We start from the raw sequence: 12,762 nt of genomic DNA on the forward strand, positions 1-12,762 counted from the left end.
TCGTTCGCGGCGCCGAGCGGCCGTGTTGTCACCCGGATGACAACGCCGCCGAGTCCCGCGAGCGGGGCTGCCGGGAGGCAAGGACCGGACCCGGCGCCGGCGCCGCACGGACGCCGAGCGGGGACGGATCTTGTCACCCGCATGACAACATCCGGCCCGCTCGCCCCGATCGGGCGCCGTTGCTCTGGCGCTCTCGACGCGTCGGTCCTTGACTGACGACCGGTTCCACCATGTGATGACACTCACTCGGGAAGGGGAAGCGCAGTGGACGCAGTGTCCCGGCGTGGCTCGCGGCGGCGCAGGGTCGCCATCGCAGTGCTCGGGGTGCTGCTGGCGGCCACCGGCGTCGCCGGCGGTACGGCGCAGGTGCTGCGCCTGGCCGCAGCGGACCCGGCGCCTCCTGCGCCCCGGGAGTCGGCGTCCTCCACGCAGACGACGCTGGCCGTCATCGACGTGGCGCCGGCCGTCGCGCTGGACGCCACGGCCGCGGTACGACGCCCGCGGGTCGGGGAACCGAGCGACTTCCCGGGGTCGCTCGGCTCCACCCCGCCCGAGGCGCTCGCCGCCTACCAGCGGGCGGCGGCGGTGCTCGACGCCGCCGGCGCCTGCGGGCTGGACTGGACCGTGCTGGCGGCGATCGGCCGGGTCGAGTCCGATCACGGACGCGGACCCGCCGTCGGGAAGCCGTTCGACGGCACCGGCCGCCGCGCGCAGATCACGGACACCGACGGTGGCGTCCTCGACGGCGATCCCCTGTGGGACGCACCGGTCGGGCCGTTGCGGCTGCTGCCGACGACCTGGACCAGTGTCGCCGTCGACGCCGACGCTGACGGGGTCCGCGACCCGCGCGACATCGACGACGCGGCCCTGGCCGCCGCGGTCCGGCTCTGCGCCGGGCAGGACCTGAGCACCCGGCGCGGGCTGCGGGCCTCGTTGGCGGCGTACCACCCGGCACCGGGCTTCGTGCGCACCGTGCTGCGCCTCGCGCACCGCTACGCGCGGCAGTCCGCCCAGGTGCCCGTCGTACCGCTCCCGTCGCCGCTGCCGGTGCTGCCCGAGGACTGCGCCTGCACCCTCGCCCGCCTGCTGCCTGCCTCGCTCGAGGAGTTCGCGACCACGTCGCCGACGCCGGCAGCGCCGGCTGCCAAGCCGCCCGTACCGACGCTCACGCCGAGCGACGAAGCGTCGGAGACGCTGACCAGCGAGCCCACCGAGCCGACGAGCGAGCCGACCAGCCAACCCACCGATCCCACCAGCCCGACCACCCCCGAGCAGCCATGACTCCCCGCGAGCAGCGCACCGACAGGCAGGAGGCCCGCCATGGGCGGCACCGTTGAGGTCACCGGACTCACCAAGAGCTTCGGGTCCCAGAACATCTGGAGCGACGTCACCCTCACCCTCCCCCCGGGCGAGATCACGGCACTGCTGGGGCCGTCGGGCACGGGCAAGTCGGTCTTCCTCAAGTCGCTGATGGGCCTGCTGCGCCCGGAGGCCGGCCGTTGCCTGGTCAACGGGGTCGACATGGTCACGGCCAAGGAGTCGCACCGGCTCGAGCTGCGCAAGAAGTTCGGCGTGCTCTTCCAGGACGGCGCGCTGTTCGGCTCGATGAGCGTCTACGACAACGTCGCCTTCCCGCTGCGCGCCCACACCCGGATGAACGAGACGCAGGTGCACGAGATCGCCATGCAGAAGCTCGACATGGTCGGCCTACTCGGCCAGGAGCACAAGCTGCCCGGCGAGATCTCCGGCGGTATGCGCAAGCGGGCCGGCCTGGCCCGCTCGCTGGTCACCGAGCCCGAGATCATCCTGTGCGACGAGCCGGACTCCGGCCTGGACCCGGTGCGCACGGCCAACCTCGCCCAGCTGCTGCTCGACGTCAACGCCCAGACCGACGCGACGATGCTCGTCGTCACCCACAACATCGAGCTCGCCCGCACCCTGCCCGACAACCTCGGGATGCTCTACCGCCGCCAGCTGGTGATGTACGGCCCGCGCGAGCAGTTCCTGCTCACCGACCACCCCGTCGTGTCGCAGTTCATGGCCGGCGACCCGGTCGGCCCGATCGGGATGAGCGAGGAGGTCGACCACTCCAGCACCGCGCCGCTGCTCGACGACTACGGCTACCCGGTCGACGGGCCGTCCGGGGCGCCGACGATGGTGCGTGCGGGCGCCCGCGCGATCGAGGTGCTGCCCCGCCAGCTGCTTCCCGCCAGCGGGCGGCCGCGGCCCGCGACCGAGCGGCACGCGCGCCGCGTCGCGAGCGGCCAGGCGAGCCTGTACGTCGCCGACGACGAGGAGGCGGACCGACCCCCTGCCGTCGTCCGTCCGGACCCGGTGACCCGAGCCCTCGACCAGACCGGCGCCTTCTTCGCGCTCGGCCTCGACACCGTCCGGTCCGCGTTCCGCCGGCCGTTCTCGGCGCGCGACCTGCTCGACCAGTTCTGGTTCGTCACCAGCGTGTCGTGGATCCCGGCGATGCTGATCGCGATCCCGTTCGGCGCGGTGATCGCGCTCCAGCTCGGCACCCTGACCGTCCAGGTCGGCGCCCAGTCCTTCACCGGCGCGGCCTCGGTGCTCGCCGTCGTGCAGCAGGCGGCGCCGATCGTGACGACGCTGGTGATCGCGGGAGCGGGAGGTGCCGCCATCTGTGCGGATCTCGGGTCGCGCACGATCCGCGACGAGATCGACGCGATGCGGGTGATCGGCGTCGACCCGGTCCAGCGGCTCGTCGTACCCCGGGTGCTGGCCTGCGTGATGGCCGCCGTGCTCCTCAACGGGCTGGTCTCGGTCGTCGGCGTCCTCGGCGGCTACTTCTTCAACGTCGTCGTGCAGGGCGGTACGCCGGGCGCCTACCTCGCCAGCTTCACCGCGCTCGCCCAGATCCCGGACCTCGTCGTCGGCGAGATCAAGGCCGTGATCTTCGGCTTCCTCGCTGGTGTCGTCGCGGCCTACCGCGGCCTCAACACCCGCCCCGGACCGAAGGGCGTGGGGGAGTCGGTCAACCAGTCGGTCGTCGTCACCTTCCTGCTGCTGTTCTTCGTCAACTTCGTCGTCACCACGCTCTACCTCGAGCTGGTGCCCGGGAAGGGAGCCTGACATGGCGATCGCCAGCCGACCCCCGGTCACGGCGGCCAAGCGGCCGTGGTGGGACCGCCGCCTCGACCGGATCGTGCAGTCGGGCCGCGACATCCGCTTCTACGGCCGGGCCCTCGCCGGGATCCCGACGGCGGTGCGGCTCTACCCGAAGGAGGTCTGGCGGCTGCTGTCGGAGGTCAGCTTCGGCACCGGCGCGCTCGCCGTCATCGGCGGCACCGTCGGCGTGATGACCGGCATCAGCATCTTCGTCGGCACGGTGGTCGGCCTGCAGGGCTACTCCGCCCTCGACCAGATCGGCACCTCCGCGCTGAGCGGCTTCATCTCCGCCTACTTCAACACCCGCGAGATCGCGCCGCTCGTCGCGGCGCTCGCCATGTCGGCCACGGTCGGAGCGGGCTTCACCGCCCAGCTCGGTGCGATGCGGATCAGTGAGGAGATCGACGCCGTCAAGGTGATCGGGCTCGACGCCGTGCCCTTCCTCGTGTCGACGCGCCTCGTCGCCGGGTTCATCGCGATCATCCCGCTCTACGTGATCGGCCTGCTGACGTCGTACGCCGGAAGCCGGCTGGTCACGGTGCAGCTGCGCGGCCAGTCGGCCGGCACCTACGACCACTACTTCCAGCTCTTCCTGCCACCCGTCGACATCCTGCTGAGCTTCGGCAAGGTGCTCGTCTTCGCGGTGCTGGTCATCCTGATCCACTGCCGCCTCGGCTACTTCGCCCGCGGCGGGCCGGCCGGGGTCGGGATGGCCGTCGGCCGCTCCGTGCGCCGCACCCTCGTGGTCGTCGCCGTGCTCGACCTCGCCCTGTCGATGGCGATGTGGGGCACGACCACCACGGTCAGGATCGCCGGATGAGCGCCGGCCGGATCCGCGACCTCCTCCTCGGCGTCGGGTACGGCGTCGTGGTGCTGGCGCTCGCCCTCGGCACCTGGCTGGCCTACAACCAGGTGTTCGTCGAGCGCAGTGAGATCACGCTGACCACCCGCACCGTCGGCAGCGCGTTGCAGAAGGGATCGGACGTGAAGCTCAACGGCGTCCCGGTCGGCAAGGTGAGCGCGATCGAGCCCCGCGCCGACGGCGCGTCGCTGACCCTGGCGCTGGAGCCGGACGTGCTCGACGACCTGCCGGTCGGCACCACCGCCCGGCTGCTGCCCAAGACCCTCTTCGGGGAGCGGTACGTCGCGCTCGTGCGACCCCGGCAGGGGAGTGCCACCCTCGAGGCGGGCGACACGATCGAGCAGGACTCGTCGAGCGCGGCGGTCGAGGTCGAGGAGCTGTTCGACCAGCTGCTGCCCGTGCTCCAGGCGATCCAGCCCGACAAGCTGTCCGCCACGCTCGGCGAGCTCGCGCTGATGCTGCGTGGCCAGGGAGGCACGATCGGCGAGACCGTCGTCGCGTGGGGCAGGTACCTCGAGAAGCTCAACCCACTCACCCCGCAGCTCGCCGACGACCTCGCCGCCTTCGGCCGGGTCGCGCAGACCTACGCCGACGCGGCCCCCGACCTCGTGGACGCGCTCGACTCCATGACGACCACCTCGCGCACGCTGGTGGACGAGCGCACGTCGATGACGAAGCTGTTCGCGGGCGTGATCGTGGCGGCCGACGACACCAATGGCTGGCTGGTCGCCAACTCCGGCACCGTCATCACCTTGTCGAAGGAGAGCCGGAAGGCGCTGGAGGCGATCGCGCCGTACGCCGTGCAGTTCCCGTGCCTGTTCACGTCCCTGCGGGCCTTCATCCCGGTGATGGACAAGACGCTCGGCAAGGGCACCGACGAGCCCGGGATCCACGTCGTGCTCAACGTGACGCCCGACCGGGGCCGCTACGTGCTCGGCAAGGACGACCCGACGTACCGCACGACAGGCGCACCGCGCTGCCCCTACCAGGACGGCAGCGTGAAGCCCGTCGCCGCACGCGGCAGGGACGGCGCGCCCGCGCAGATCCTGCCGCCGCCGAGCGACCGCGTGCAGCAGGTGTTCGCCGAGGCCGCCGGGCTGGGCGAGGCGAACTCGCCCGCCGAGAACCGGCTGATCGCCGAGCTGATGGCCCCGGAGGCCGGGGTCAGCCCGGTCGACTACCCGACGTGGAGCAGCCTGCTGGTCGGGCCGCTGCTGCGGGGCGCGGAGGTGGAGGTCCGATGAGCAGTCCCCGCAGCGGGTTGGCGCTGACGCTCACCAAGTCACTGGTGTTCGCCGTTGTCACCGTGCTCGCCACCCTGGCGCTGGCCGGCACCATCCGCAACAGCGCGGCCGGCCCCTCGAACGAGTACGTCGCGATGTTCAGCGACGCCACCAGCCTCAACAAGGGCGACGACGTGCGGATGGCCGGGGTCAAGGTGGGCACCGTGACCGGCGTCGAGGTGAGCGACGACCGGGTCGCCCGGGTGCGCTTCACCGTCGCCGACACCGCACCACTCGGCACCGGAGCCCGCGCCCTGCTGCGCTTCCGCAACCTCGTCGGGCAGCGCTACGTCGCCCTCGAGCCCGGCGACGTCACGGGCAGGCGGCTCGCCCCGGGCCACGTGTTCGGCCTCGACGCCACGCAGCCGGCCCTCGACCTGACCGTGCTCTTCAACGGTTTCCAGCCGCTGTTCCGCCTGCTCGACCCCGAGGACGTCAACAACCTCAGCGCCCAGGTGATCGCCGTGTTCCAGGGTGAGGGGCCGACGGTCGAGGGGCTGCTCAAGAGCACGGCCAGCCTCACCTCGACGCTCGCCGACCGCGACCAGGTGATCGGCCAGCTGGTCACCAACCTGTCCTCGGTCCTCGGCGTCGTCGAGGAGCGCTCCGGTCAGCTCGACACCACGCTGGTCACCCTGCAGCAGCTGGTGAGCGGCCTGGCCGCGGACCGCACGACGATCGGCTCGACGATCGACGGGATGGGCGACCTGTCCGAGAGCGTCGCCGATCTGCTCCAGGAGGGGCGCGCCCCGCTGAAGCGCTCGATCAAGGCGCTCGGCGACCTGTCGGGAGTGCTGGCCGACAACGAGGACGTCATCGACAAGGCGCTGGCGACCCTGCCGACGAAGGTGGAGCGGCTCGCGAAGATCGCCAGCTACGGCTCGTGGGTCAACTTCTACCTCTGCTCGATCAAGGGCCGGATCCCCCTGCCCGAGGGCTACTACGGCGACCTCGGCGTGCAGCCGGTCGCGGGGAGGTGCCGCTGATGGCCGCGCGCACGCAGCGACGGTTCCCGACCGCGTTCGCCGAGCGGAACCGGGTCGTGATCGCCGTGATCGGTATCGCGGCCCTGGTCGCCACCTTCTTCGCCACGTTCTACGCCGAGGACCTGCCGGTCGTCGGCGGTGGCGACAAGCACCAGGCCTACCTGGCGGAGGCCGCCGGCCTCCGCGCCGGGGACGAGGTCCGCGTGGCCGGGGTGAAGGTCGGCAAGGTGACCGGGGTCGACCTCGTCGGCGACAAGGTGCTGGTCAGCTTCCGGGCCAAGGGCGTGGAGATCGGCAGCGAGTCGACCGCGGCGGTCAAGATCAAGACCCTGCTGGGCCAGAAGTACCTCTCCGTCGACCCGCTCGGCACCGAGACGCTCGACGCGCCGATCCCGCTCGAGCACACCACGACGCCGTACGACGTCAACGCGGCCTTCTCCGACCTGTCCTCGACCATCGGCGAGATCGACACCGGCCAGCTCGAGCAGAGCATGGCCACCCTGTCGCAGGTCTTCGCGAACACACCGGAGTCGGTGCGCGGCATGGTCGACGGGCTGACCCGCCTCTCCCACACGATCTCCAGCCGCGACGAGGAGCTGGCCAGGCTGTTCCGCTCCACGTCGAGCGTCACCGACACCCTTGCCGCCCGCAACGACGAGATCGGCAAGCTCGTCGACGACGGCAACCTGCTGCTCACCGAGCTGGCCAACCGGCGCGAGTCGATCCGGCAGCTGCTGCGGTCGACGACCACGCTCGGGCGCGAGCTCGCGGGCGTCGTACGCGACAACCAGGCGCAGCTCAAGCCGGCGCTCGACAAGCTCGATCAGGTCGCGGCGATGCTGCGTCGCAACCAGAAGCACCTCAACGACGCGCTCGAGGTGCTCGGCCCCTACTACCGGATGCTCACCGCCGCGATGGGCAACGGCCGCTGGCTCGACTCCTACATCTGCGGCCTGTTCGACGCGCAGGGCGCGCCGGTCCTCGACAACGACGTGGTCCGTGACTGCCGACCCGGAGGTGGCTCATGAAGTCCCGGTCCCTGCGCTGGACGGCTCTCGCCGCCGGCCTCGTGCTGCTCGTCGCCGCGGCGGTGGTGGGGGTGCGGATGCTGCGCCCCGGCACCGAGCTGACAGCCGACTTCGACTCCGCGGTCGGCCTCTACCCGGGCTCCGACGTCCAGGTGCTCGGCGTCCCGGTCGGCACCGTCACGAAGGTCCACCCCGTGGGCGGAAAGGTCCGGGTCACGATGCGCCTCGACGACGGGCGCAAGGCCGCCCGCGGCACCGGTGCCGTGATCGTCGCGCCGACCCTGGTCAGCGATCGGTACGTCCAGCTCACCACGCCGTGGGTCGGCGGCCCGGCGTTGAAGAACGGGGCCCGGATCACGAAGACCGCGGTCCCGGTGGAGATCGACCAGCTCTACAAGAGCCTCGCCGACGTGGGGGAGACCCTCGGCCCCGACGGAGCCAACCGCGACGGCGCGCTCTCGGACCTGTTGGACGCCGTCGCCCAGAACCTCGACGGGCAGGGGTCCTCGATCAACACCATGCTGCGGGACTTCTCGAAGGCCTCGGCGACCGTGTCCGGCGTCGACGACGACTTCTTCGCCACCGTCGAGAACCTCGACACCCTCAACCAGACCCTGCTCGACCACGACCAGGGCGTGGCCGGCGCCAACCAGCAGCTCGCCGTCGTCGCACAGTACTTGTCCGAGGACCGCGGGAACCTCACCTCGGCGATCACCGAGCTCGGCAAGGCCCTCGCGCTGCTCGAGGGCTTCGTGAAGGAGAACCGCGGCGCCCTCAAGCGCAGCGTCGACGGGCTGCGCGGGCCGAGCCAGGTGCTGGTCAACCAGCAGAAGTCGTTGGCCGAGGCGGTGCGCACCATCCCGCTCGCGCTGCAGAACTTCGTCAACACCTACGACCCGACCTCCAACACGCTCCAGGGCCGCGGCAACCTCAACGAGCTGACGCTGTGGAGCGACGACGGCAAGTCCGCGCGTACGTCCGACGATGCGCCGCCGGTGCTGCTGCCCGGCCTGGACGGGGGTGAGTGAGGTGCGCACCCCCCTTCGTCGTACGACGGCTGCGCTGGTCGCCGTTCTCGCTCTCGCGGTCAGCGGCTGCGGTGTCCTCGGCGGCGGTGTCTACGACGCCCCACTGCCGGGCGGTGCCGATCTCGGCAAGGACCCGATCACGGTGACCGCCGAGTTCGCCGACGTCCTCGACCTGGTGCCGCAGTCGAGCGTGAAGGTCGACAACGTCGCCGTCGGCCGGGTCACCGACATCGACCTCGGCGACGACGGTCGCACCGCCGTCGTGACCATGCAGGTGCGTCGCGACGTCGACCTCCCGTCGGCGACGACGGCCCGGCTGCAGCAGACCTCGTTGCTGGGGGAGAAGTACGTCGCCCTGGTCCGGCCCGAGGGCGGCGGCGAGAACATGCCGGCGTCCGGCCGGCTCGCCGACCACGCCGTCCTCACCTCCGCCGACACCGACGCCGCCGCCACGGCCGAGCAGGTCCTCGGCGCGCTGTCCCTGGTCCTCAACGGCGGCGGGGTCGGCCAGTTCCAGGAGATCTCCCGCGAGCTGCAGCAGGTCGGTGCCGGTCGGACCGAGGAGGTCCGGGAGTTCCTCGACCAGCTCGGCCGGTTCGTCGGAGTCCTCGACCAGCGCAAGGACGCCATCACCGGCGCGATCGACGGCCTGGCCCGGCTCTCCACGTCGCTCGACGGGGACCGCGAGCAGATCGCGAAGGTGCTCGACGACCTGTCGCCGGGCATGAAGGTGCTCGTCGAGCAGCGGCCCCAGCTGACCAAGATGTTGCAGTCGCTCGACCGGCTCTCGAAGGTCACCGTCCGCACGCTGAACGCCTCGCAGAAGGACATGGTCCGCGACCTGCGGGCCCTCGACCCGATCCTCTCGGAGCTGGCGAAGGCCGGTGCCGACCTGCCGTACTCCCTCGAGATACTGCTGACCTATCCGTTCCCCGACTCGGTGCTCGGCGCGATCCGCGGCGACTACCTGAACGTCTTCATGACCACCAACTTCCGCACCCTTCCTGCGGGCTGTGCGGCGGTTGGCTGTTCGTGGCCCCAGCCCACGGCAGGTGGCGGGTCGGCGTCGCGCTCCCGCAACCTCTCCCTCCCCGGGGACGCGCCGCCGACCCTGCTGCCGTCCACGGACAGCGCCACACCGACGACCGGCACGCCGACCGTGCCCGGGCCCTCGATCCTGCCGGGCACACCGTCCTCGTCCGGGTCGGCGAGCGGGTCCCCGAGCGGTTCCCCGGCCAGTGGCTCACCGAGCGGCTCGTCCAGCGACACCGCGAGCGGGTCGCCCAGCGGCTCGGCGAGCGGCTCGGCCAGCAACGAAGGAGGCGAGTGACGTGCAGCAGCTCACCCGCGGAGTCCACGTCAAGCTCGGCCTGTTCGTGCTGGTCGCGCTCCTCGGCACCAGCTACCTCGGGGCGTCGTACGTCGGCTTCACGCCCTTCTCCGACGGCTACCGGGTCACCGTGTCCCTGCCCGAGGGCGGCGGGCTGTTCGTCCACTCGGAGGTCACCTACCGCGGCGTCCAGGTCGGCAGGGTGACCGCCATGGAGCCCACCGACGACGGGGTCGAGGTGACTGCCGAGATCCGGCCGGACGCACCGGACATCCCCGCCGACTCCACGGCGCGCGTCCGCAACCGGTCCGCGATCGGCGAGCAGTACCTCGACCTGGAGGGCACGTCGACCGAGGAGCTGCTGGCCGACGGCGACCACCTCAGCGCCGGCCGGGAGGCACTGCCGGAGGACCTCTCCGAGGTGCTGCGGGCCAGCCGCGACCTGGTCGCGTCCGTGCCCTCGGACTCGCTCACCACCGTCGTCGACGAGAGCTACCTCCTCTCGCAGGGCATCAGCCAGGACTTCGGCCGGCTGCTCGAGACCGCACGGGACTTCCAGCAGGCCGCCGACGACAACTTCCTGGTCAGCGCCTCATTGATCCGCAACGCCGACCGGGTGCTGGCGACCCAGGAGGACTCCAGCACCGCGATCAGCTCCTACAGCGAGGACCTCGCGCTGCTCGCCAAGGCCCTCGCCGACTCCGACACCGACCTGCGTACCCTGATCGCGGCGACCCCCGGGGCCGCGCAGCAGCTGAGCCTGCTCGTCCGCGACGTCGGCCGGCCGCTGTCCAACCTGATGGACAACCTGATCCCGACCGCGACCGTCTTCGGGACCAACGCCACCGCGGTGCGGGACGCGCTGATCCGGCTTCCCGAGGCGGTCAGCATCGGCTGGGCCACCACCAGCGGCCGCGGGGTCAACCTCGGCATGGTGCCGACCTTCTTCAACCCGCTGCCCTGCACCACTGGCTACAGTGGCACGACCCTGCGCCGGGGCACCGACGCGACCGAGGGGCCACCGCTCAACCGGCGGGCGGGTTGCACCGCGCCACGTGTCGAGGGCAATGTGCGCGGCCCCCAGGCCGTGGCCGGGGGCACCGGCGGCGGGAGCGGCCAGCGCCCGGCCGACGTCGACCTCGTCGATGACCTCGACGACCTGCTGGGAGGCGGTCGGTGATGGGCGGGTTCGGGTACGACGTGGAGGAGATCGGCATCAGCGACGAGGACGCTCCGGAGCAGACCCCCCGGAAGGAGCCGGCCTCTGTGACGGCGGAGGCACCGGACCGCTCCGGACGCCGCTCGATCGAGCTGGGCCTGCTGGTCCTGGTCCTGGCCGTGGTCGCGCTGGTCGCCGGCGTGGTCGCCTGGCAGCGCGCCGGCAACCACGACGAGGCGGCCGTGACGCGGGCCGCGCTGCGCGACACGGTGCTGATCACCGCCCGCAGCCACATCGAGACGATGAACACCCTCGACCACGACGACGTCGACGGTGGCCTCGAGAAGTGGCAGGACGTCACGACCGGCACCCTCAAGGACCAGATCGCGGCCACCGACGACGAGACCCGCAAGCTGATGGCCGACCAGCAGATGGTCTCGACCGGCAAGGTCGTCGACGCCGCCGTCCTCGACCTCACCGCCAGCACCGCCACGGTGATCGCGTCGGTCGAGGTCACGGTCCGCAACGACGCCGACCCGTCGGCCGCGCCCAGCGTGAAGCGCAACAGGTTCGCCGCCGACCTGGTCAAGGTCGGCGACCGCTGGCTCCTCGAGGGCCTCGACCAGGTGGCGGTGGAGATCAAGTGAACGTCGTACGCCGGCACGGGGCTCTCGTGCTCACCGTGCTCCTCCTCGCCGCGGCCGCCCTCGCCTTCCGGCAGGCCGACGTGGCCCGCGGCAGGGACAACGTCGGCAACCACGCCGTCGTGGACGCCGCCTCCACCACCGAGGTGCAGTCCGCCGTGTCCTCCGCCCTGGTCCGGGTGTTCAGCTTCGACTACGCGAACCCGGACCCGACCCAGCAGGCTGCCGACGACCTGCTCGACGGCAAGGCACGCGAGCAGTACGACCTGCTCTTCGCGGCGCTCCAGGAGAAGGCGCCCGGCCAGCAGCTGGTGCTCACCGCCCAGGTGCAGGTCGCCGCGGTCAAGGAGCTCACGGCACGGTCCGCCACGTTGCTGGTGTTCCTCGACCAGGCCTCGCAACGGGCCACCGACAAGGAGTCGGCGGTCTCCGCGGCCCAGCTCTCGGTGCGCGCCACGAAGACCGGGGACACCTGGAAGGTGAGCGGCATCGAGCCGCTGTGAGGCGGCGAGCCGGCACGCTCGGTAGCGTCGCCCGCATGACCGACGGTCCCGGCACCCGCAGCCAGCGGTTCTTCGCACGCTGGTACCCCGACCTGATGCAACGCGCCGAGGACGCCGGCCAGGCCGGCATCCGCGCCCGGCACCTCGCCCGCGCCCACGGCCGGGTGCTCGACCTCGGCACCGGCAACGGGTTCTCGGTCCCGCACTACACGACGGCGGTCACCGAGCTGGTCATGGTCGAGCCCAACCCCGGCCTGCGCAAGCAGCTGCAGCGTCGTACCGCCGACATCAAGGCCCGGGCCTGGGAGATCGTCGACGGGGACGCCTACGCGCTGCCGTTCGAGGACGGGTCCTTCGACACGGTCAGCGCGTCGCTGGTGTTCTGCTCCCTGGACCGGCCCGAGGCCGCGCTCGCCGAGCTCGCCCGGATCACCCGGCCCGGCGGGACGTTCCTGTTCCACGAGCACGTCCGCGGCACCGGCCTGCTCCGCGTGCTGCACGAGGTCGCGACGCCGCTGCAGTCGCGGATCGCCGACGGCTGCCACCTCAACCGCGACTTCCTCGGCCTGCTCGACCGCTCGCCACTCGAGGTCACCGAGGTCGAGCACCTGCGGATGCCCGGGCCGCCCGCCCGGATCACCCCGATGGTCGTGGGCGCCGCGACCGCTTGTAACTAAGGGTTACAGCACGAAAACCACTGCAACAGCGCCCGGGTAGTGGCCACACCGCCCGGGTAGAAGGCCCCGTGCGCCCACGATGCGCAGAGAGTGGCGTCGCATCGCGTCCCGTGCCCTGGGAGCACGACTA

Annotated in this window: 12 protein-coding genes; all 12 read left to right on the top strand. The window is 71.8% G+C overall.

Annotation, left to right across the window (positions count from 1 at the left end; all coding sequences use genetic code 11):
- Window positions 1-264: 264 nt before the first annotated feature.
- From ACZYRU_RS05260 to ACZYRU_RS05315, 12 genes are read left to right on the top strand one after another with little or no spacing between them, the layout of a single operon-like run.
- On the top strand, window positions 265-1,281 hold the full coding sequence (locus ACZYRU_RS05260; RefSeq protein WP_488956029.1) for a lysozyme family protein: 1,017 nt from the start codon (window positions 265-267) through the stop codon (window positions 1,279-1,281).
- 39 nt (window positions 1,282-1,320) lie between these two features.
- Window positions 1,321-3,096 carry an ABC transporter permease gene (locus ACZYRU_RS05265; protein WP_488956030.1) on the top strand — a complete coding sequence of 592 codons (1,776 nt, stop codon included), beginning with the start codon at window positions 1,321-1,323 and terminating at the stop codon, window positions 3,094-3,096.
- Between the two features lies 1 nt (window position 3,097).
- Window positions 3,098-3,952: an MlaE family ABC transporter permease gene (locus ACZYRU_RS05270; protein WP_488956031.1), complete on the top strand. Its 855-nt coding sequence runs from the start codon at window positions 3,098-3,100 to the stop codon at window positions 3,950-3,952.
- Window positions 3,949-5,238 (top strand): MCE family protein, encoded by a 1,290-nt coding sequence (locus ACZYRU_RS05275; protein ID WP_488956032.1) that lies wholly within the window; start codon window positions 3,949-3,951, stop codon window positions 5,236-5,238. Before ACZYRU_RS05270 ends, ACZYRU_RS05275 begins: the two co-directional genes overlap by 4 nt.
- Entirely contained in the window at window positions 5,235-6,263 is a 1,029-nt protein-coding gene (locus tag ACZYRU_RS05280) for an MCE family protein (RefSeq protein ID WP_488956033.1), read from the top strand. Before ACZYRU_RS05275 ends, ACZYRU_RS05280 begins: the two co-directional genes overlap by 4 nt.
- Entirely contained in the window at window positions 6,263-7,291 is a 1,029-nt protein-coding gene (locus ACZYRU_RS05285) for an MCE family protein (RefSeq protein ID WP_488956034.1), read from the top strand. The genes ACZYRU_RS05280 and ACZYRU_RS05285 overlap by 1 nt, the downstream gene beginning before the upstream one ends.
- Entirely contained in the window at window positions 7,288-8,319 is a 1,032-nt protein-coding gene (locus tag ACZYRU_RS05290; RefSeq protein WP_488956035.1) for an MCE family protein, read from the top strand. Before ACZYRU_RS05285 ends, ACZYRU_RS05290 begins: the two co-directional genes overlap by 4 nt.
- Window position 8,320: 1 nt before the next feature.
- Window positions 8,321-9,649, top strand: a complete 1,329-nt coding sequence (locus ACZYRU_RS05295) for an MCE family protein (RefSeq protein WP_488956036.1) — start codon at window positions 8,321-8,323, stop codon at window positions 9,647-9,649.
- A gap of 1 nt (window position 9,650) precedes the next feature.
- Complete coding sequence (locus ACZYRU_RS05300) at window positions 9,651-10,829, top strand: MlaD family protein (RefSeq protein ID WP_488956037.1); 1,179 nt, start codon at window positions 9,651-9,653, stop codon at window positions 10,827-10,829.
- Entirely contained in the window at window positions 10,829-11,455 is a 627-nt protein-coding gene (locus ACZYRU_RS05305) for a hypothetical protein (RefSeq protein ID WP_488956038.1), read from the top strand. Before ACZYRU_RS05300 ends, ACZYRU_RS05305 begins: the two co-directional genes overlap by 1 nt.
- Window positions 11,452-11,955 carry a hypothetical protein gene (locus ACZYRU_RS05310; RefSeq protein ID WP_488956039.1) on the top strand — a complete coding sequence of 168 codons (504 nt, stop codon included), beginning with the start codon at window positions 11,452-11,454 and terminating at the stop codon, window positions 11,953-11,955. The genes ACZYRU_RS05305 and ACZYRU_RS05310 overlap by 4 nt, the downstream gene beginning before the upstream one ends.
- A gap of 35 nt (window positions 11,956-11,990) precedes the next feature.
- Window positions 11,991-12,632, top strand: coding sequence for a class I SAM-dependent methyltransferase (locus ACZYRU_RS05315; protein WP_488956040.1), 642 nt, complete (start codon window positions 11,991-11,993; stop codon window positions 12,630-12,632).
- The last annotated feature ends 130 nt before the right edge of the window (window positions 12,633-12,762 follow it).

It is taken from the genome of Nocardioides sp. F233 (assembly GCF_057813895.1).

Coding starts and splice junctions, on each gene's coding strand:
- ACZYRU_RS05275 (WP_488956032.1), top strand. CDS start 3,949: ATGAGCGCCGGCCGGATCCGCGACCTCCTCCTCGGCGTCGGGTACGGC.
- ACZYRU_RS05280 (WP_488956033.1), top strand. CDS start 5,235: ATGAGCAGTCCCCGCAGCGGGTTGGCGCTGACGCTCACCAAGTCACTG.
- ACZYRU_RS05290 (WP_488956035.1), top strand. CDS start 7,288: ATGAAGTCCCGGTCCCTGCGCTGGACGGCTCTCGCCGCCGGCCTCGTG.
- ACZYRU_RS05270 (WP_488956031.1), top strand. CDS start 3,098: ATGGCGATCGCCAGCCGACCCCCGGTCACGGCGGCCAAGCGGCCGTGG.
- ACZYRU_RS05315 (WP_488956040.1), top strand. CDS start 11,991: ATGACCGACGGTCCCGGCACCCGCAGCCAGCGGTTCTTCGCACGCTGG.
- ACZYRU_RS05305 (WP_488956038.1), top strand. CDS start 10,829: ATGGGCGGGTTCGGGTACGACGTGGAGGAGATCGGCATCAGCGACGAG.
- ACZYRU_RS05265 (WP_488956030.1), top strand. CDS start 1,321: ATGGGCGGCACCGTTGAGGTCACCGGACTCACCAAGAGCTTCGGGTCC.
- ACZYRU_RS05285 (WP_488956034.1), top strand. CDS start 6,263: ATGGCCGCGCGCACGCAGCGACGGTTCCCGACCGCGTTCGCCGAGCGG.